This is a genomic window from Neorhodopirellula pilleata, assembly GCF_007859915.1.
Lineage (GTDB): Bacteria > Planctomycetota > Planctomycetia > Pirellulales > Pirellulaceae > Rhodopirellula > Rhodopirellula pilleata.
The window spans coordinates 1-20,935 of sequence record NZ_SJPM01000038.1; the positions used below are offsets into that span (position 1 = coordinate 1).

Here is a 20,935-nt window from a genome sequence, read left to right on the forward strand (position 1 = left end):
TTTCGCTTTTGAGTGGCGGTTGCCATGAGAGAATTCCTCGATTGAAGGGCGGAAGCTGATTCCTTCAATGAGAGCACTGAGACTGCCCCAGGGATAGATTTTGGCTATCTTAGGTACATACCAGGCTTGAAGCCTATGCCGCTTTTATAATGCGGCTGTTATTGTTCCCGCGATGCTAAGCGGAGCCAGTCCTCGTCGACGGAGACCACCTTAGCCCTGATTAGCTGGTGTTCATTCGCTTGGACGGCTCGCACCTTATCGATCGCAATTTTAGCCGTCGCATAGCGTTCGGTCATGCCGCTTAATTCTCCGAATTCATGATCCACTTGCTCGACCAGTATTTCGGCCTCCGATCCGATGAGCGATTTGTAATACCGTCGCCGCAATTCGATTTCGAGTGATTGCAAACGCCGGACTCGCTCGTCCTTAATCGACTTTTTGACTTGGCCGGGCATTTCAGCGGCCGGTGTGCCCTTGCGTTTGGAGTAGGAAAACGCATGAATCTTCGAGAAACCGGCATCCCGGCAAGTTCTTAATGTTTGTTCGAATTCACCATCGGTTTCACCGGGGAATCCGACGATCACGTCCGTGGTTATCGCAGGGTTGAAAAGGGATTCACGCAGCAAACGACATCGATCCAAGAACATCCTCGAACTCCAGCGCCGTCGCATCCGCCGTAAGACACTGTCGCTGCCGCTTTGCAAACATAGGTGAAGGTGTGGAACGATCCGGTCGCCGTGATCGGCCATCACGCCGATGAGTTCACGGGTCACTTCGGTCGCCTCAATACTACTCAAGCGGACGCGGAAATCACCTTCGATCCCTGACAATTGTTGCAGGAGATGGGATAGCCTTGTCCAGTTCTCACGCGGTTGGTTGCGATTCCAGTCGACGCCATAATGCCCGAGGTGAATCCCGGTGAGAACGACTTCACGATGACCGGCATCAACGAGACTGCGGACTTCGTCGACGATCTCGTCGAGCGGTCGGCTTGCCAGTTTCGGGCGGACCATCGGGATGATGCAATAACTGCAACGGAGCAAACATCCGTCTTGGACTTTCACGTACGCGCGTTTGCGTCCGGCAAATCCGCGCAAGCCCGTTGGGACGTCGATCACACCGAACCGGCCCATCAGATCGCCGAGTTCACGTTTATCCTCGAGCACCTCGACGACGCCGGGAAGTTTCGCCACTTCATCGGGTGCCCGCGTCGCATAACATCCCATCACCACGATCCGAGCGTCAGGATTGTCGCGGGCCATCCGGCGAATGACTTGACGGCTTTTGGCGTCGCCGGTGTCGGTCACCGTGCACGTGTTGACCAAACACAAGTCAGCCGGTTCGTCGTCGACGGCGTCTTCGTATCCGATCGTCGCGAGCCCCTGTCGCACCAGCTCCGTTTCGTACTGGTTGACCTTGCACCCGAGCGTGTGGACGCGGAGCTTCGCGGGCATCAGCCTTCTGCGGGTTCGATCGTAGCGGACATGCTGCCTTTGCAACGAGGCAGCAACTCGTCTTTGCCGAACGCGTGAATTTGGTCGCGTTTGAGTTCCGCCAATTCCATGGTGGTCGTCATCACGATCGCCCGGCCGCTGACATCGACTTCTTTGGCGACTTGATACGCCTTTTCGATCGGCATCCGGAACAACCGCTTCATCATCAATTCGACGTATTCGTACGTGTGGTCAGCGTCATCCCACAGGATCACGTGATAGGGCGGTTGTTTCTTGGGCTTTTGTCGGTTGTCGCGTTGCTTTTGCGTTTCGGGTTCGGCAACCGCGACAGTGACCATTTCATCAAACATACTAGATTCGTCAGACATGTTTCGATAAGACTCCTTGCTTGAACCGTCACCGGTGTGACCCGTCGGGCGGCACATTGGATGAGCCGGTGACTTCCATTCAATCCACGAGTCGTTATTGTAGCGCGTTCGGATTGCACCTGTTAGTCCTGAATTGCTGATTTTTTGCAAGGAAGCTAGCCGGCGGCGGTTCGAATTGCCTAACCCGAAACGGCCACCGATCCGGCAGAATACAACATGACCGACACAACCGATTCCCACCTCGCCGATCTGATCGAGTGGCTCGAGATTCCCAGCATCAGCAGTGACTCGCGGCGGCGTGAGGATGTTCACCGAGCGGCACAGTGGTTGCTCGAAAAGTTTCAATCGGCCGGTCTGAAGACGGAATTGATTCCGACCGACGGGTTCCCGTTGATCTATGCCGAAACGCCCGCCCCAAGCTGCGGCGACGGTGAGGGAGCGGCGCACAATCACAAGATTGCTCTGGTCTATGGTCACTACGATGTTCAACCGCCTGAACCGTTAGACCTTTGGACGAACCCGCCGTTCGAACCGACGATCCGCGATGGCAAGATCTATGCCCGCGGGGCGACCGACGACAAAGGCCAAGTACTCACGCACGTGCTCGCGGTCTGTGAGTCCCTCAAGAACGGCGGTTCATTGCCGTTGCAGATCAAGTTTTTGATCGAAGGCGAAGAGGAAGTCGGCAGCGGAAATCTGGAAACTCATCTGCCCCGGCTCGCGGAACAGTTGGCTTGCGACGTCGTCGTGGTCAGCGACTCGAGCCAGTATGGTCCCGGACGACCGGCGATCACGTGCGGGCTGCGCGGCATCGCGACCTACGAATTGTTCGTCCAAGGTCCGAAAATGGATTTACACAGCGGCTCGTTCGGTGGCGCGGTCGCCAACCCGGCGATCGCGTTGTGCCACCTGATGTCGAGCATGGTCGACGCGGACGGCCGGATCGCCGTCGCAGGATTCTACGACGACGTATTGCCGATCCCAGACGTCGAACGCGACGCTTGGAAATCGCTGGGCAGCGACGATCAACAATTTGCTAAAAACGTCGGTGCCAAAGAACTCGCCGGCGAAACGGGGTACACGACCGACGAGCGACGCTGGGCACGACCATCGTTCGATATCAACGGACTCACCTCAGGCCACCAAGGCGAAGGGGTCAAAACGGTGTTGCCGTCGAAGGCACTCGCTAAATTCAGCTTCCGCCTGGTTCCCGGCCAAGACCCCGCCAAAATCACCGAACAAACTCGCTCGCATCTTGCCAAACATTGCCCGCCGGGAGTGACGTTCGAATTGAAACCCGATCATGGTGCCGGTGCGATGTTGGCCGACGCGAACAGCCCCTTCGCTCAGGCCGCTTCACAAGCGATCGAGCAGGCGTTCGGGGTCGCGCCGGTGATGATCCGCGAAGGCGGTTCGATTCCGATCCTCGCGACGTTCCAAGAAGTTCTCCGGTGCGACGTCTTGTTACTCGGTTGGGGTCAAAACGACGATGCCGCGCACAGCCCCGACGAAAAATTCTCGATCGACGATTTTCATCGAGGCATTCAAGCTTCCGCCGCACTCTGGCAATTACTCGGTTGATCGCTGTGCTTGATCACTTTCCCATTCTTTCGGATCCTTCGTAACCGTGTCCTACCCTCCACGCGCTCCGTTCCCCGCCACTCGTTTGCGCCGCGTCCGCGCCCATGATTGGTCGCGTCGTTTAGTTCGCGAATGTTCGCTCAGTGTCGATGACTTGATTTGGCCGCTGTTCGTTTTTGACGGGCACGGTACCGAAGCGATCAAAAGCTTGCCAGGCGTTAGCCGTTTGGGCACCGATCACATTGTCGACGCGGCCCGCCGTGCGGTGGACTTGGGCATTCCCGCAATCGCATTATTTCCCGCGACCGATCCAAAGTTGAAATCCGATGATGCCGCTGAAGCGATCAACGAAAACAATTTGGTTTGCCGGGTAACCCGAGAGATCAAGCGGGCCGTTGGTGATCAGTTGGGCGTGATCCTGGACGTGGCATTGGACCCCTACAGCAGCCACGGCCAAGATGGATTGGTTCGCGACGGCCGCGTCGTCAACGACGAGACGATCGCGGTGTTGCTACAACAAGCGATCGTCCAAGCCCGCGCCGGTTGCGACGTGATCGCACCAAGCGACATGATGGACGGACGCATCGGGGTGATCCGCGGAGCACTCGACGAGGCGGACTTCGGCGACGTGCAAATCATGTCTTACGCGGCCAAGTACGCCAGCGCGTTTTACGGCCCGTTTCGTGACGCCGTCGGATCGGCCGCCAACCTCGGAGCTGCCGATAAGAAGACTTACCAACAAAGCCCGTCGCAAAGTGACGAAGCGATCCATGAAGTCGCGCTGGATTTGGCCGAAGGGGCCGACAGCGTCATGGTCAAACCGGGGATGCCCTACCTCGACATCGTCGCGCGGGTCAAGCAAACGTTCGGCGTTCCCACGTTCGCCTATCAGGTCAGCGGTGAGTACGCGATGATCCGCGGTGCCGTCGATGCCGGTTGGCTGAGCGGCGATGCCGTGATCATGGAAAGTTTGCTGGCCTTCAAGCGGGCCGGAGCCGACGGCGTGCTGACGTATTTCGCCCCGGACGCGGCCCGTTTATTGGGGCGGTAGATTTGGCGGCTACGCCGCAAACACACAAGCCCGACGTAGGCTGGGTCGCAGCCGCTTCGGCGGAGACCCGGCAATAGGCTTTGGGTTTGTACCGATCGCAACGAGGCAAGCGGCGTGTTGATTTAATCGTAACCCGAAGCGTTAGCGAGGGATTTATCACCATTTAGTCCTTTGTATGTATCCCTCGCTCACGCTTCGGGTTTCGATGAGAACTAAATCAACAGCCCGCAAGCGCCGGGTGTTCGTCGCAAAGCCTCCTCCACCCAGCCTACTTTCAGCTTCGCAGGAACCGTACAGGCGCAACGTAGGCTGGGTCGCAGCCGCTTCGGCGGAGACCCGGCAATAGGCTTTGGGTTTGTACCGATCGCAACGAGGCAAGCGGCGTTTTGATTTAATCGTAACCCGAAGCGTTAGCGAGGGATTCATCACCATTTAGTCCTTTGTATGTATCCCTCGCTCACGCTTCGGGTTTCGATGAGGACTAAATCAACAGCCCGCAATTGCCGGGTGTTCGTCGCAAAGCCTCCTCCACCCAGCCTACTTTCAGCCCTCAATCGGCGAACGGGTTTCGGTTGAAGTGTTGGAACGGGATGCGGATGCCACCGATCGTGAATGAATCGGCACGGATCGATTGATCGGGAGCGAATCCGACTTGTCCGGCTGCCGTGACGACATCGTCTTGGTCGACTCCGTCGCCGCTGACCCCGAAACCTCCGATCAATGTCACGCCGTCGGCGGCATACAGCGGCGTGCTACCGGGGAAGAACACGACGCCGTTTTGATTGGCGAGACGTTCTTTTTCTTCCTTGGCTATCGAGCCTTGAACATGCACGACGTCATCGCCGATGTCTCGGAAGTTTCGCATTACGTTGAATGCGTCGAACGCCTTGACGCTAGCGTGATCCTTCGACGCGTAGACCTCAAAAGGCAAAGGTGTGTCGAACAAGTTTTCGCCGGTCTTTGGGTTGATGCCGTCGAGTCGCAACATGCTCAGCGGTCCGACCTCGAGGCACAAGTCCGGCCGCGCGGCACAACCGGCCTCCACCCCTGGCTCCAATTCCGTTCCGGTCGGGAACCGAGGCTCGGAAAGGAAGCGGAACGAACGATTGGTCAACGCCGTGCCCAGAGGCAACGTATCGCCGTTCGGATTCTTGACCGAACCGGTGACGGTGCTTTCGTCTCGAACGCCGTCACCGTTGAAGTCGACTCGGTCGACCGGTTGCAAGTCGCCGGCATCAGCGTAGTAAGCTGTGTTGCGGGCTTTGGCGACGGCAACGTCGATCGAGAAAATCGTTGCGTCGGGCATTCGAAACAGACCCAAGACTTCGCCGTTGGTATCGGCCACGGAGAGCACCATGCTGGTCTTGGCACCCGGTCGGAAGCCGTTGTTAATATCCAATCGAATCGCCGCACGGGTCCGATTCGCTTCGGCGACCCCCGTGTCGATGATCCGTTGAACGTCGGCGGCCTTTAAGTTGGGATCGGTCGGCGAATCGTGTGGCGCGACTAACCATCCTTCGGCAACCGCTTGCCCAGCAAGTGATGTATCTCCGCCCATGTTGAGCGGCATCAGCATGCCGCTCGTGACGCCCCCGCCGAGTCCACGGCCGAATTGCAACAATCGATCGATGCCCGGAACCGGGAAGGCGCGACTGGGCGTCGGCCCGTAGATTTCCAGCGTGATGCCGACCAAGTCGATTCGGCCGCTCAGGGCAATGAAGTCTGGCAGCGGCGGCAAGCGGGCATTGATGTCGTCGATGTTTCGGGAGAAGCCCGACATGCCGCTGGTGATGCCTGCACCAGCCGAGGCAACCAGTGCGGCGAATTCGGCTTCGAGCACTTTGTCCGCATTAGTTCGTTCGCGCTCGGTTTGTCCGACGCCGCGTTCGAAACCTTGTTCAAAGGTCGCAAAGCCGTCTTCGCCGGGATAGAAAACACCGATACCACCGGCCAAATTGACCGAATCGCTCGCCGGCGAAGCCACCCCCGTTAGTTTGTACAACGGAACGCCGCCGGGCAGCGTGGCAATGCCGCGTGGAATCGCGCTGGGATCGGATCCCGATTGTTCGCCGTAGCTTTCAGGCCATGTCTTGAAAAACGATTCGGCGGCTTTGGGAACGTGTTGCGGATCGACATTGAATCGCGTTCGCAATTCGAAATCATCGCCGCTTCCTTTCATCCCATCGAGACCCGGATGCGTTTGGCTATCGCGGCTTTGATGTTCGATCGCGAACAAGTCGACCTGCGGTGTGAACGGGATCTCCGGCGGGAAGTGACCGCCGACCCCGATCGGAGCGACAAAACCAGGACCACGGAATTCCGATACCGGGTTGGTTGGCGACGATTCGACTTCGCGCTGCGTGACGGTCGATTGGCTGATGAACCGAATCGTGCGGCTGGTCAACGGGGCTGCGTTGCTGCTAAAGAAAGCGGCCGTTCGGGCTTTGGCGACCGCCCCGTCGATCGCAAAGGCGAGCTGTTTTGGATCGGCTTTCAAGGTTGCCGAGACGCCATCTTCGACCCGCACGCCAAGGATTCTGCCGTTACGATCGACCACGGCAATGATGCCATCGTTGCTTGGAGTGGCGGCCGACGCCCGTTCCAACAAAGTCCGAACTTCGGCGGCTTCGAGCAAGTTATCAGGTCGAGACAATTCCTTGTTGCCCGGCACATCGAGCGGCAGCATGGCTTCCTTGTCCGAGAACGTCGCGGCGAATTGACCGCTGAGGATGGTCGGTGACTTGGTCACCATGAACACGTCTTCGCCCATGCCGGCGGACGCATCGGCGGTGTCGGTCGGCAGGTTCAGGTAGTTGATGATTTGCAACGCGTCCACGGCCGTGACGTTGCCGTCGTCGTTGACGTCCAGATCCGCGATCGCCGCGTCGGTCAGCTCCGATTGGTCGTCGTTGAGATAATTGATCACGGCCAATGCATCGCGGGCGGACACCAGATTATCGCCGTTGACATCCATGAAAACCGAGGGTTCGGGCTCCGGCGACGAAGTTGCCGAAAAGTCGCCCGCGAGCAGTTCACGCGGTTGAAGTTTTTCGCAGCGAAGCGACCGCGTGAATCGTCGGCGAGCCCCGGTCGGCCGAGTCTTCAAGAATTTGCGACGTTTCGAGTTCATGGAAGGAGCGTTTGGGAGGGAGCTGGATCGCCTGGGGGGGGACAGGCAGACTTCGCGAGCTTCGGATTGGCACCCCGATCGGCCTTTCCATCGGGAGAGGTAGTACCAAACTAATCGAGAGTCCCGGTCAGGGCAGCTTCAAACCCCGTATTTTGGCGAATTTGGCGAGCGGGCTGTTGATTTCGTCCTCATCGAAACCCGAAGCGTGAGCGAGGGATACATACAAAGGACTTAATGGTGATGAATCCCTCGCTCACGCTTCGGGTTACGGTTAAATCAAAACGCCGCGAGCCCCATGAGGCTTCGTGGCGACGGAGTTTTCCGAATTATCCGGACATCCGGCAAAGTCCGCCTCATCCGCTTGGGGGTCACGATCCGAAAACAATCCAGAGGTCTTTAACTCCCCCCATCTGAACCGTTTCGCTGACGCGAATCATCGGAAGGATTTTCATTGTCATCCATCGCCCCCCTGCATCACGCCGCTCACGCTGTGCCCGCTCGGACGGGACGTTCGAGCAATGAGCCGACCGCGTGGTTGGGAGGGATCCTGTTCGCCACGCTCGCGATGCTCGCTAATGCGATACCAAGCGTTTCGGCCCAGGACGATTTCCCCAGTCTGCTCAACGCACCCCGATTGGCCGAGTCATCGTCCAACCCGGCACCTAGTTCGTCACCAGAATCGACTGAATCGCCGGCGGCCGAACCGATTCGCATGAAGACATTTGAGCAATGGTTGCGAAGCGATCTGCGGCCGGAAGCGAACGAGTCGACCGACCAAGCCGGCTCATCCTTATCAAGTCCTCCGCTGCCTGAAACCCACCCGTCGCTGGGTGAGCTTTTAACGGATGTTCGCCCGCCGGTTTTGCGTTCGCCGCTCGAGCCGATCAACGCATTGCCACCTGTCGAAGCTGGGCTCGATCATACCAATCCGATGTTCGAAATCGACGGCGGACTCCCGTGGGGCTTTTCCGGACCCAGCGGCATCAAGCCGAGCGAACCGCAAACCAGTAGCCATTTTGTGCCGATCGACGACCGTTGGCGTTTGGGGTTGGAAGACTCCGATCGCTACGGTAAAGGGCATCCGATGCTCGACGATTATCCGGGCGTCAAAGGCGTTTGGTGGGATCCGTACAACCAAAACGTTCTCAAGGGCGATTACCCGGTCCTGGGCCAGCACACGTTTTTGAAATTAACGGCAAAGAGCTTCAATCTGTTCGAGGGCCGGCAATTGCCGACCCCGACGACTCCATTCGAAGCGACCCAAAACCCGGGCGCGGCGGCATTCTTTGGTGATCCGGATCAGTTTTTGTTCGCATCGTTCAATTCCTTTGCGATCGACTTGTTCCACGGCAATGCCGCGTTCAAACCGAACGATTGGCGCATCCGCTTGAACGCCATCTACAACATGAACAACCTCACCGCCGACGAGCTCGGTGTGGTCAATCCGGACGTGCGGGCGGGCAAAAGCCGATTCCGCCAAGACATCCAACTCGAAGAATGGTTCCTGGAAACCAAGCTCGCCGACCTGAGTCCGTACTATGACTTTGTATCGGCGCGGGTCGGCAGCCAGCCTTTTGTCAGCGATTTTCGGGGTTTCATTTTTGCGGACATCAATCGCGGCGTGCGATTGTTCGGCACCCGGAATGCCAACCGAGATCAATTCAACGTGATGTGGTTTGACCAAACTGAAAAGTCGATCAACTCGCTGCTCAATCAGATCGACGAAGACCGCAACCAGAACACCTGGATCGCCAATTACTATCGGCAAGACTTTCTGTTTCCGGGGCTGAACGCCAATCTCTCGTTTCACGCCAATCATGACCGGGCCTCTACGGAGTTCAATGACAATGATTTTCTGGTGCGACCCGATCCGGTCGGCGTGTTTCAACCGCACGATGTGCGTGCCTATTACTTTGGTGGGGCCACCAACGGACACGTCGAGCGGATCAACTACAGCACGGCGTTTTACTATGCGTTCGGTCGCGATGATTTGAATCCGCTGGCCGGCAGACGCGTTGACATCAGCGCTTACATGGCCGCGATCGAGCTATCGTACGACCGCGACTGGGTCCGATTCCGAACCTCGTACCTCTACAGCAGCGGTGACTCCGACACGAACGATGACAAGGCGACCGGATTCGACGCGATTTTGCCCAACCCGAATTTCGCCGGCACCGAGTTCAGCTATTGGGGTCGGCAAGACGTGAGATTGTTCGGCGTCGAGTTGACCAATCGGCTGAGCCTCACGCCGAGCATGCGGAGCAACAAGTTCCAAGGCCAAACCAATTTCGTCAATCCTGGTCTGCACCTCTTTAACTTAGGGCTGGACGCTGACCTAACGCCTCGGCTCAAGACGATCAACAACGTCAATTGGCTTTGGTTTGACGAAACTTCGTCCTTGGAAACGTATCTTTTCACCGGAGAGGTACGAAATTTCATCGGAACCGATATTAGCTCTGGCCTTGAATACCGTCCCCTGCTAAACAACAACGTCGTCCTCCTGGGTGGTTTATCGACGCTGGTTGGTGGCGATGGTTTCCGAGACCTTTTCCAGCGTCTCGATGGTGAACTCGATGCTCACGTCGCCGGATTCCTGGAGGTGGTTTTGGAATACTGACGTTTGCCAGGAAGGCGTGTAAGAAGCGATGAACGGATTCTCGACGCGAACGCGGCTGATTTTCATCCTGCTTGCCTGGGCTATGTCGATGTCGCCGCTGCCTGCGGTCGCCGACGATCCCAACGCAATCAAAGACCCGGCGTCCCAGGCCCAATCGCCACCTTCGAAAACGACCAAAGGGCTCAATCGGCTCTACCAAGCCCTCGAGTTGGCCAAGAAACCGCCAAATTTGCAGCCCAACCCTGATCAGATGAACGCCAGCGAGGCTGGCTCTGAGTCGCCCGTGATTCAAACCGCAGGGCATGCCGAGCCGACCGGCCCGACACAACCCTTGGGCCAAATCGCGCCCGTCGGGGCCATCGAATTCTCACTCAGCGACCAACCCGCCGCTGCGCCGTCTCAGGCTCGCCCCATCGCGGCGGGGCACGCGGTTGCCGGCCAACAGGCAATGACGCACCGGCCGGCAACCGGTGGACACGGAGCCCATCCGATGCCCCGGGCAACGGGGCCGACACAACCCGGCGGCTCGTATCACGGGACCTACCACGGTCGCCCCGCCCAAGCCGCTCAAACGCCTTGGGCAGCGGCAACGCCGGGAGCGCCAGGCGCTTCGGGTACCGGCGCGGATGAACCGAGCGTCGTTCCGTCAGCGGACCCCTGGGATCTCGCGCGACGTTTGGGCATCGCGGACAACGCGTCCTATCCGATTCCCCATAACATGAGGTTCGAGCGACTGGCGACTCAATCCGCCGCCGACTCGCATGCCAAAAGTCATGGTTGCATCACCTGCCACACCGATGTCGGCAACATGCATCCCGAGAACTCGGTCCAGATCGGTTGCACCGACTGTCACGGCGGCAACGCCGACGCATTGGACATCAAGCACGCCCACGTGCATCCTCGATTCGGGCCGGCTTGGAAGAACAGCGCCAATCCCGTTCGCAGCTACACATTACTCAACCACGAATCACCCGAATTCGTTCGCTTCGTCAATCCCGGTGACTTGCGAGTCGCGCACATCGCCTGCGGTCAATGTCACGCCAACGAAGTCTTGCAGCTTCGCAAGAGCATGATGACCCACGGTTGCATGTTGTGGGGAGCCGCTCTGTATAACAACGGCGGCACTGACAAGAAGTACAGCCCTTACGGCGAGTCCTACTCGATGCAGGGAACCCCGCAAATCTTGCAAACGGTGCCAACGCCGACCGCGGAACAAACTCGCTACAACGGCATCCTGCCGCGTTTAACACCGCTGCTTCCTTATCAAGTATCGCAGCCCGGCAACGTCTTGCGGATCTTCGAACGTGGCGGACGTTTCCGACCCGAGATCGGCATTCCCGAGCGTTTGGAAGAACCCGGTCGCCCCCGCGAACGACTCAGCCTCCGTGGCATGGGAACCGAAAACCGCACCGACCCGGTCTTCATCGGCTTGGCCAAGACCCGACTGCTCGACCCGACGCTCAACTTCATGGGCACCAACGATCACCCCGGCGATTACCGCAGCAGTGGTTGCAGCGCGTGTCACGTCTTGTATGCGAACGACCGTAGCGAAACGGCCAGTGGGTTCATCGCCAAATACGGTAATCGCGGAACCGCTGCAGCCGCCAAAGACGAATGGGTCAAGTACGTCGACCCGACCATCAACAAGAACCACAGCGGCCATCCGATCCAACATAAATTCGAACTGCGAATGCCGACGAGCGTTTGCATGGTGTGCCACATTCACCCAGGCACCAACGTTCTGAACAGTTACCTCGGTTACATGTGGTGGGACAACGAAACCGACGGCGAATTGATGTACCCCAAACATCAAAAGAAACTGACCGCAGAGGACTACATCCGAGCGACCGAATCAAATCCCAACGAAGCCGCCGCGCGTGGCAACTGGAGCGACCCGGAGTTCTTGGCCAATGTCACCGACCTGAATCCACACCTGCGGCACACCCAGTTTGCCGACTTCCACGGGCACGGATGGGTGTACCGCGCCGTGTTCAAAAAGGACCGCCAAGGCAAATTGCTCGATTGGCAAAACGAACCGATCGCTGAAGTCACGACGCCCAAGTTGATGGCCGCCGTCGAGCCCAGCGACGAGGCCGAGAAAGTGCATGGCAAGTGCCGCCCCGACGCTCCGGTGCACATGATGGATATCCACATGGAAAAGGGCATGCACTGTAGCGACTGTCACTATTACAATGACAGTCACGGCAACACGATGCTGTACAACGAAGTTCGCGCCGCCATCGAAATCAAATGCGTCAATTGTCACGGAACCGCTGACAAATCGCTCGTCGACATGGTGGACGAACAAATCGCCGGCGGACAGTCACCCCGGATTGCAACGACCGGACCGGCCGCACCGGACCAGGGCACTAATCTGCTCGCCCTGCGGACGACGTTCAACACGCCGCGATTTGAAATCCTACGCGAGCCCGGCAAGCCGCCTAAATTGATTCAGCGTAGCACCGTCGAACCGGACCTGTGGTGGGAAGTCACTCAAACGGCCGATACCGTCCGCCCCGGTCACGCCGATTACAACCCACGCTCCCACGCGGCCAAAAGCGTTCGCGTCGACGTCGACGGACAATTGACCTGGGGAGGCACTGATCCGGAGGACTTCAGTCAGTGTGCCCACAGCAACAAGGAGATGTCTTGCATAGCCTGCCATAGCTCGTGGAACCCGAGTTGTTTCGGCTGCCACTTGCCGCAAAAGGCAAACATCAAGTCCCCCGAGTTGCACAACGCTGGCGATGTTACTCGAAACCGAACGAGCTACAATTTCCAAACATTGCGCGACGACGTGTTTATGCTCGCCCGCGACGGCAACGTGACGGGCAACCGGATCGGTCCCGCACGTAGTAGCTGTGCGATTCACGTGACAAGCTACAACGCCAACCGTGAAGCGATCTACTCGCAACAGCAAACGATCAGCGGCGACGGCATGAGCGGCATCGCCTTCAGCACCAACGTGCCGCACACCGTTCGCGGTGGTCCCGGTTGGGAGAACGAAATGTCGCACGGTGGCTCCGGCGTCTATGAAACCAAGAGCTGCACCGATTGCCACATCTCCAACGAAGACAACAACAACGCGATCATGTCGCAATTGTTGATGCAGGGAACCGGCTACACCAACTTCATCGGCAAGTACTGCTACGTCGCCGCCGGCGAACACGGATTCGAAGCCGTCGTCGTCACCGAAACGACGGAACCCCAAGCCGTCATCGGCAGTTCGTTGCACAAGATGGCTTATCCGGAAAACTATAAACATCACATCGAGCACGAGCGGCAACTCGAACACAGCCACGAGCACCCCGGGCGAGACATCCTCGAAGCGATTTCGCTGAGATATCGAAAGCCCGAGATCCTCGATTTGCAACACCGTGGCGAGTACCTTTATGCCGCTTGCGGTGAGGGTGGATTGCGAGTGTTCGACATTGCGTTCATTGACGACAAAGCCTTCAGCGAACGGATCACGACCGCCCCCGTCAGCCCGCTCGGCCAACGACTCTATGTGCGAACCAAGTTTGCCACCGGTGTCGCGTCGCCCGCCACGATCGCGCCCGATCCGACGCGGGTGCAAGATCCGATGAATGAAGAATCCAAAGTGCATCCGATGTACGGGTACTTGTTCGTCAGCGACCGTGAAGAAGGCTTGATCTTGGTCGGCGCCGGAACGCTGCTCGACGGCAACCCGCTGAATAACTTCTTGGAACGAGCCCTAACCTTCAATCCCGACGGACTGCTCGATGGAGCCGAATCGGTCAACATCGTGGGGACGTACGCTTACGTTTGCTGCAAGGCCGGTTTGGTAGTGATCGATTTGGACGACCCGACGTGTCCGGTCGTCACGCATGTGATCGGACATGACGAGTTGGACCATCCGCACACCGTCGCGGTCCAGTTCCGCTACGGCTTCGTGACCGACAAAGAGGGCGTCAAGGTGATCGATACGACCGATCTGGCCCATCCGCACGTTGTTCATGAAGTCCCGTTGCACGACGCTCATGGCATCTATCTTGCTCGCACCTATGCTTATGTTGCGGCCGGCAAACAGGGCCTTGCGATCTTGGACATTGAAAAGCCCCGTGAGGCTCACGTGGATCAGATTTACAACGCCAACGGATGCATCAACGACGCCCACGACGTTCAATTGGGAATCACCAACGTCAGCCAATTCGCTTACGTCGCCGACGGCAAGAACGGATTGCGTGTAGTCCAATTGACTAGCCCCGAATTGCCCGGCAACGACGGATTCAGCCCTCGGCCTAATCCGTTTTTGGTAGCGACGTTCAAGTTGCCCAAGGAAGGTCACGCGTTGGCGATCAGCCGCGGCATCGACCGAGACCGGGCGGTCGACGAGAGCGGCAACCAAATCGCGGTCTTCGGCCGCGTCGGAGCGCGGCCGTTGAGCAAGGAAGAAGCCGCCAAAATGTACAAGCGAGCCGACGGAACGCCTTGGTTCGTCACCGACGACGTGATGGACGAGTCCGTCTTCCGCATCCAACGTTGAATCTTAAGTACTCGGTCCCAGGCTCCCGCCTGGGACCGCACTGTCTCGGAGGCTCCTGCCTCCTGAGAATAACCGGCAGGCGGGAGCCCTCCTTATCCTAAACATCTTTTTGACCCCCACGAGCTCGTCTCGTGGGTGAATAAGGTTTGCAAGCTAGACACCGACGCCCTCCCAACCTTCCGAGTTTAACTTGTGCTCGCCGCGTGAAGCGGCGAGCACAAGTTAAACTCGGAAAGTTGCGAAAACTGCGGCTTGTGTCTAGCTTGCCAACCTCGGCTTCCTGCCAGACGAGCTGGCAGGGGAGCAATCCATGAGGACTTGTGGGGTATAAAGAGGGCCGGAGCCTGGGAACGAGTTGTCGAGTTGTTGAATCTGGATTTCGGGTTTATTAAACAACCCCCGAACCGCTATCCTGAATGCGACCTCTGTTCGATCAATCATTCCCCTTTTCTCGTTTGCTCAGTTTTTCTCCATGTCCACCGCTTCGGTTCAAAACGTCGACGTTCGCTTACCTGACGGTACCACCCAAAATCACCCGGCCGACGCGACTCCGATGGACGTCGCCTTCGGCATCAGCGAGGGGCTGGCACGGTCAGTCGTCGCGGCGCAGGTGGGCGAGAAAATCGTCGATTCCTTCCGTCCTCTCGGTGAATTGGCTTCCGAAGACGGCGTCGTGGACTTGAAACTCCTGACCACCCGCGACACCGTTTCGCTCGACGTGCTGCGTCACTCCGCCGCCCACGTCATGGCCCGCGCGGTCATGCGCGTCTTCAAAGGCGTGTCGCTGGCGTTCGGACCAACGACCTCGGGTGGTTTCTATTACGATTTCGATCTGCCAGAAAAAATTAGCGAAGACGATTTTCCCAAAATCGAAGCCGAGATCAAGAATATCATCAAGGACAAGGAACCGTTTGAGCGTTTTATCCTTGATCGTGACGAAGCCCGCAAACTGTGCGACGACCTCGACCAAGACCTCAAAGTCGAACACATCGACACTGGCTTGGGCGATCAACCGACCGTCAGTTTCTACCGCCAAGGCGAATTCGTCGATTTGTGTCGCGGGCCGCACATCCCCCACGCCGGCATGATCAAGGCGATTAAGTTGTTGTCCGTCGCCGGTGCGTACTGGAAAGGCGACGCGTCGGGCAGGCAACTTCAACGGCTTTACGGCACCGCGTTCTTTGACAAAAAAGAACTCGCCGCCTACTTGGAACAACTCGAGGAAGCCAAACGCCGCGACCACCGCGTCTTGGGCAAACAACACGGCCTCTTCGCGATCAACCCGGACGTCGGCCCCGGTTTATGCTTGTGGTTGCCCAAAGGGGCCCGCGTCCGCGTCACGCTCGAAGACTTCTTGCGACGTGAGTTGCTCTCTCGAGGTTACGATCCGGTTTACAGCCCTCACATCGGTCGTGTCGAACTATACGAAACGAGCGGCCACTTCCCCTACTATCGAGACAGTCAGTTCGCACCGCTGTTCGGTACCGAGGTGGGCGGTTTGCTCGATGCGTGGAGCACCCGTTTGCAAGCCGGGACGCTCTCGAGCGACGACGAAGACAAATTGATGGCGGCGGCCGAGGTGTTCGGTGTGCAACTACCCGACTATAAACCATCCTCCGCACCGGAGAAGAAACAGGAAGTGTTGCACGCCTGGCAGGTCAACCACGAGCGTTATCTGCTCAAACCGATGAACTGCCCCCACCACTGTCAAATCTTCGCTGCTCAACCGCGTTCTTACCGCCAATTGCCACTCAGGTTATTCGAGTTCGGGACCGTTTATCGTCACGAGCAAACCGGCGAACTCAACGGCATGATGCGAGTCCGTGGTCTGACCCAAGACGACGCGCATATTTTCTGCACCGCCGATCAAGTCGAACAAGAATTCCGCGCGACGATCGAGCTGACCAAGTTCGTACTCGAATCGGTCGGATTGACCGATTACCGGGTGCAGTTATCGCTGCGGGATCCCGACAGTTCCAAGTACGTCGGCAGCGAAGAGAATTGGGACCGTGCCGAAGGGGCCTTGCGAGGCGTCTTGCAACAATCGGGACTCGAGTTCAATGAAGAACCCGGTGAAGCCGCGTTCTACGGCCCGAAGGCGGACTTCATGGTCCGCGACTGCATCGGCCGGTCGTGGCAATTGGGGACCGTGCAACTGGACTACAACTTGCCGGCCCGATTCAAACTCAATTACAAGGGAGCTGACAACGCGACGCACCAACCCGTGATGATTCACCGGGCTCCGTTCGGTTCGCTCGAACGGTTTACCGGTATGTTGATCGAGCACTTCGCCGGTGCATTCCCGATGTGGTTGTCACCCGAACAGGTCCGCGTTTTACCTTTGAGCGATAAGTCCCAAGAGTATGCCTTCGCCGTCGCGAAGCAACTCGATGAGGCGGGCTTGAAGGTCACCGTCGACGCCAGCGACGGCAAAGTCCAAGCCAAGATCCGCAACGCACAACTGGACTTGGTCAATTACATGGCGGTTGTCGGTCCCAAAGAGGCCGAAATGGGACATTTGGCGCTGCGAGATCGCATCGACGGCGACCTCGGTTCGATGCCGGTTGCCGAAGCGATCGCGAAGCTTAAGGAAGAGGTCGCCAGCCGCAAGGTCCGCCAAGCGGTGAAAATGCAAAGCGTCTCGGTAGCCGAATCCGGCACCGCGTCACACGAATATTGAGCGTCTATACGAAAAGGCGGCCAACCTCAACCTTATAAGCCCGAAGCGCGAGTTTTGAAGTTGCACTTTTTTCGTAACCCGCTGAGTAAGCGAGGGATAATTGATATTGGCTCATCCCTCGCTTACGCAGCGGGTTACGATAAACCAATGCCACAGGCAAAATCGCAACTTCAAAACTTGCGCGTCGGCTTGTATTATGAACGCAAGAATGGGACGAAACGTTCGCTCAAGACCCTCGGCTTTCCGAGGCTCTTGCTACGTTTTTTAGTCATGTAACTATTTCGAGATCCGAAACTACCGTCCGAGCCATGGCATCGCGTCGGGAATCAAACGGTTGCGAACCGGTTCGGGGACCGGTTGCTGATACGATGGTGGACGAGCCCCCAGGTCAGAGGGGCCGATATCGTCCAGTGGATACGGATCGTGGACGATTGCGTTGGCTTGTTGTTGATTGATCGTGCCGGCAGGCGGAAACAGCGATCGGCCGCGACATCCTGTTGCGGCCACGGTTAACGTCAAACAAACGGCGATCCCAGCGCCCCGCATCACGAGCGTTCTGCGGTCGGCGCACGTCTTGAGGATTCCGTGCATGGGATCGTCCTTTGATGGTTTCATGGGGAGGGGAGGCTTCTCTGAAAATCGGAAACCTCCATGGTTACCCGTAACGAAAAACACCCCTCCGAGTCAATGAAACCTGGAGCGATCGCGAAGACAACGGCCTTGCGGGTTATCCGAGTGGTTCATCCGGATTATCCTTTGAGTTGGCGAATGCCCCCTTACCTGCCTTTGGAGCCGAGCATGATCTCTTCCCCGCGTATTGCCGTTCGAATCTTGATCGCTTTGGTTGCGGTCGGTTCGACGCTCTCCCAGGCACAAGATCCGCAAACGCAGCGAAAAATGGGTGGAGCCGGTGCGGTGGTCGAAACTTACAAAGCGACTGAAGATGCTACTGGCAATCCAGTTCAGTTGAATGCCTACGTTTTCTATCCTGCCGATCACCAACCGAATGATCGGCGGGCGGCAATCGTGTTCTTCTTCGGCGGAGGCTGGAAAAGTGGAACGCCATCCCAGTTTCTCGAACATTGCCGGTATCTCTCGTCTCGCGGAATGGTGGCCATCACCGCAGATTACCGCGTTTTGGGGCGACAGGGGACCAAGGCCCTCAAGTGTGTCGCCGACGGAAAATCGGCCGTCCGATGGGTTCGCAAGAACGCCGATCGGTTGGGCGTTGACGTCAATCGGGTCGCTGCGGGGGGCGGCTCGGCGGGAGGCCATGTGGCCGCGTGCACGGGAGTGATCGAAGGTTTTGAAGAGCCCGGCGAAGACCTAACCGTCAGCAGTCGCCCCGATGCAATGGCGTTGTTTAATCCGGCGGTCGTGTTGGCGGCCATCAACGGTCGACCACCGCTCGATCCAGAAAAGGTCGATGGACTGGAGGATCGAATGGGAACGTCCCCCAAAAAACTCTCTCCGGTTCATCACGTTGGCAAGAACGCACCGCCGACGATTTTGTTCCATGGCCGCGCCGATGATACGGTGCCATACTGGACCGCCGAAGCGTTCCGTGACGCGATGGTTGGGTCGGGTAATCGTTGCGAGCTGATCGGTTTCGACGGGCAAGGGCACGGGTTCTTCAATCATGGGCGAGGCAACAACGAGAACTACGAAAAGACGATTCGTGAGCTTGATCGATTCCTCGTTTCGATCGGCTTTCTTTCACCGCAGTCGCCCGACGAGACGTCACCGATCCCGAACTGACCGGCGTCGAGTTTATGTCTAGCTTGCAAACCTTATTCACCCAAGAGACGAGCTCGTGGGGGTCTTGTATGAGGCGCGCCTGAACACAGGTCAACGCGGCTTCAACTAATCGTAGATAAACCGTTCTTTGAAGAGCCGCATGATCCACAACAGCGCGGCGAGGGCACCGAGTGTCCCGAGACTGAACCAGACGAGCATATCGCCCATGAGGGCGATCGTGATTCGGAAGTTCAGATTGTAGACATCGTCCCAGAAATACACCGTCAACGCCGTGCCGGCGCACAAATACGGACCGAACGGTGTTTGATGGTCTCGGGTGATCACGTACCGCACCAACACGATCACGATCGCCGCAATCGGTGCGAGGAAGAAAGCGATGATCGATGCCTGCCATCCGACGAAAGCACCGACCATGGCCATCAGTGTCACATCGCCGAACCCCATCGCCTCCATCCGCATCGCCCAACTGCCGACCAATCGCACCGCCCAAATGATCCCACCTCCGGTGGCCAAACCGACTAGCGACGTGATCAGTCCGAGCCAATTCGCGCCGCCGATCCAGTAAACCCCCGTAATCGCGATCAGCCCCGCCAACCAAATCGCCATCAAGACCTTCCAACTCGGATGGCGGACTAAACGGGCGAGGAAATAGGTAACCGCCTTGGCCCATCCGCGACGCAGGATCACGCGGCGATCAGCCAATGCAAAGCACCATGTCGTCCAAATCACGAGTCCAATAGCAAAGCCGCGACCACCCATCCAACCGGGGGTCAACTCGAGCGGGTGTTGCAAGGTTGTCGGTGCGATTCCTGTTGATAACTCGCCGGGAAGGAACACGAAAGGACTGCACGCCGCGATCACCAGCGCGAACAACGTTCCAGGAATGGTGATCGCGTCTGGGATCGTTCGCTCGTCAAAATCGATGAAGGTGGCTGCCACCATCAACGCCAGCAAGATTGCGTGAAAGAAAAACACCAAGGACATCCAAGGCTGACATTGGGCAAGTGCGGCGGGATTGATTTTGTTCGGCAACAATTGCCCGTCGAGATACGCTTGGTGCATCCACACGAAGCCGAACGCCAACGTCAATTCGATCAACAACGGGCGAATCCAAAATCCGCGGCCGTGCAGCGGAGTTTCGCGACGCAACCTGATCCAGCCTAAGACTGGAACTCGATCAAGGAACGATCGTGGCGGTAATTGATCAGCGGTCCGGCGACGATCTTCGTCGAGCGGCCAAGCGGCCAAATTGACCCACGGTGAAATCGGACGCGGTTCCCAGCACAACGTCGTGATCACGAAATTAGCGATCGCGCCGCAGACCAAACCAAAGATCGTGAGAATGATGGTTGTCATCATCGGAGGCGAATTCAACCACGCTTGGACAGGAGCATCAAAAATTCCAAGCATCATGCGGTCGCGGGCGAGGAGGAACTAGGCATAAGAGAGGTCATTCTAAACCTTCGCGGCCACCTCCACTACCTCCGCCTCTGGTCGTTCCCATGAGGCCTTAAAATGAGGGTTGGCTTAAAACGTGGCACGGTGGTCCCCACCGTGATTCTCGACGGAGGACCGTCGAGCCACTTTGCTGACACCCTAAAGTCAAATGTGGATGAAGCACTAGTATTCCATCGCAGCTTGGTTTTCGGGTAGAAAAAGGTCTTTAAGCCCCTCTTCCCCCGAGACCACGGACGGTCGAATGTCAAACCGCAAGCTCTATCGTATCAAGCTGACAGACGAAGAACGCGAAACCTTTGCCAAGGTAGCCACCGGTAAACGTGGCAAGCTG

The 20,935-nt window shown here is 57.7% G+C and carries 11 protein-coding genes; 6 read left to right on the forward strand and 5 right to left on the reverse strand.

Going from position 1 to position 20,935, the window contains the following annotated elements; genetic code table 11:
- Positions 1–158: 158 nt before the first annotated feature.
- Both mtaB and Pla100_RS29265 read right to left on the reverse strand, forming a co-directional pair.
- Positions 159–1,454 (reverse strand): tRNA (N(6)-L-threonylcarbamoyladenosine(37)-C(2))-methylthiotransferase MtaB, encoded by a 1,296-nt coding sequence (mtaB, locus tag Pla100_RS29260; protein WP_146582773.1) that lies wholly within the window; start codon positions 1,452–1,454, stop codon positions 159–161.
- Positions 1,454–1,822, reverse strand: a complete 369-nt coding sequence (locus Pla100_RS29265) for an ATP-dependent Clp protease adaptor ClpS (RefSeq protein WP_231603778.1) — start codon at positions 1,820–1,822, stop codon at positions 1,454–1,456. The genes mtaB and Pla100_RS29265 overlap by 1 nt, the downstream gene beginning before the upstream one ends.
- Positions 1,823–2,038: 216 nt before the next feature.
- Here Pla100_RS29265 and Pla100_RS29270 point away from each other — a divergent pair, with 216 nt between their 5' ends.
- Positions 2,039–3,403, forward strand: coding sequence for a dipeptidase (locus Pla100_RS29270; protein WP_146582775.1), 1,365 nt, complete (start codon positions 2,039–2,041; stop codon positions 3,401–3,403).
- A 46-nt stretch (positions 3,404–3,449) separates the two neighbouring features.
- Positions 3,450–4,454 (forward strand): porphobilinogen synthase, encoded by a 1,005-nt coding sequence (hemB, locus tag Pla100_RS29275; RefSeq protein WP_231603779.1) that lies wholly within the window; start codon positions 3,450–3,452, stop codon positions 4,452–4,454.
- 550 nt (positions 4,455–5,004) lie between these two features.
- Here the strand turns inward: hemB and Pla100_RS29280 are convergent.
- A complete protein-coding gene (locus tag Pla100_RS29280) occupies positions 5,005–7,584 on the reverse strand; it encodes a heme-binding protein (protein WP_146582778.1) in 2,580 nt (859 codons plus the stop codon).
- 451 nt (positions 7,585–8,035) lie between these two features.
- On the opposite strand from Pla100_RS29280, the gene Pla100_RS29285 reads away from it, so the two are divergent.
- The 3 genes from Pla100_RS29285 (at position 8,036) to thrS (ending at position 17,388) form a co-directional block, all read left to right on the forward strand.
- Entirely contained in the window at positions 8,036–10,201 is a 2,166-nt protein-coding gene (locus Pla100_RS29285) for a hypothetical protein (RefSeq protein ID WP_231603780.1), read from the forward strand.
- Between the two features lie 28 nt (positions 10,202–10,229).
- Positions 10,230–14,708, forward strand: coding sequence for a hypothetical protein (locus tag Pla100_RS29290; protein WP_197168336.1), 4,479 nt, complete (start codon positions 10,230–10,232; stop codon positions 14,706–14,708).
- A 472-nt stretch (positions 14,709–15,180) separates the two neighbouring features.
- Positions 15,181–17,388, forward strand: coding sequence for a threonine--tRNA ligase (gene thrS, locus Pla100_RS29295; RefSeq protein WP_146582780.1), 2,208 nt, complete (start codon positions 15,181–15,183; stop codon positions 17,386–17,388).
- Positions 17,389–17,682: 294 nt separating this feature from the next.
- On the opposite strand, the gene Pla100_RS29300 is transcribed toward thrS, so the two are convergent.
- Positions 17,683–18,003 carry a membrane or secreted protein gene (locus Pla100_RS29300; RefSeq protein WP_231603781.1) on the reverse strand — a complete coding sequence of 107 codons (321 nt, stop codon included), beginning with the start codon at positions 18,001–18,003 and terminating at the stop codon, positions 17,683–17,685.
- Between the two features lie 183 nt (positions 18,004–18,186).
- On the opposite strand from Pla100_RS29300, the gene Pla100_RS29305 reads away from it, so the two are divergent.
- Positions 18,187–19,146, forward strand: a complete 960-nt coding sequence (locus Pla100_RS29305; RefSeq protein WP_146582782.1) for an alpha/beta hydrolase — start codon at positions 18,187–18,189, stop codon at positions 19,144–19,146.
- A gap of 105 nt (positions 19,147–19,251) precedes the next feature.
- On the opposite strand, the gene Pla100_RS29310 is transcribed toward Pla100_RS29305, so the two are convergent.
- Positions 19,252–20,505, reverse strand: coding sequence for a prepilin peptidase (locus Pla100_RS29310; RefSeq protein WP_231603782.1), 1,254 nt, complete (start codon positions 20,503–20,505; stop codon positions 19,252–19,254).
- Positions 20,506–20,935 lie beyond the last annotated feature (430 nt).

Coding starts and splice junctions, on each gene's coding strand:
- Pla100_RS29310 (WP_231603782.1), bottom strand. CDS start 20,505: ATGATGACAACCATCATTCTCACGATCTTTGGTTTGGTCTGCGGCGCG.
- mtaB (WP_146582773.1), bottom strand. CDS start 1,454: ATGCCCGCGAAGCTCCGCGTCCACACGCTCGGGTGCAAGGTCAACCAG.
- Pla100_RS29270 (WP_146582775.1), top strand. CDS start 2,039: ATGACCGACACAACCGATTCCCACCTCGCCGATCTGATCGAGTGGCTC.
- Pla100_RS29265 (WP_231603778.1), bottom strand. CDS start 1,822: ATGTCTGACGAATCTAGTATGTTTGATGAAATGGTCACTGTCGCGGTT.
- Pla100_RS29290 (WP_197168336.1), top strand. CDS start 10,230: ATGAACGGATTCTCGACGCGAACGCGGCTGATTTTCATCCTGCTTGCC.
- Pla100_RS29280 (WP_146582778.1), bottom strand. CDS start 7,584: ATGAACTCGAAACGTCGCAAATTCTTGAAGACTCGGCCGACCGGGGCT.
- Pla100_RS29305 (WP_146582782.1), top strand. CDS start 18,187: ATGATCTCTTCCCCGCGTATTGCCGTTCGAATCTTGATCGCTTTGGTT.
- thrS (WP_146582780.1), top strand. CDS start 15,181: ATGTCCACCGCTTCGGTTCAAAACGTCGACGTTCGCTTACCTGACGGT.
- Pla100_RS29300 (WP_231603781.1), bottom strand. CDS start 18,003: ATGAAACCATCAAAGGACGATCCCATGCACGGAATCCTCAAGACGTGC.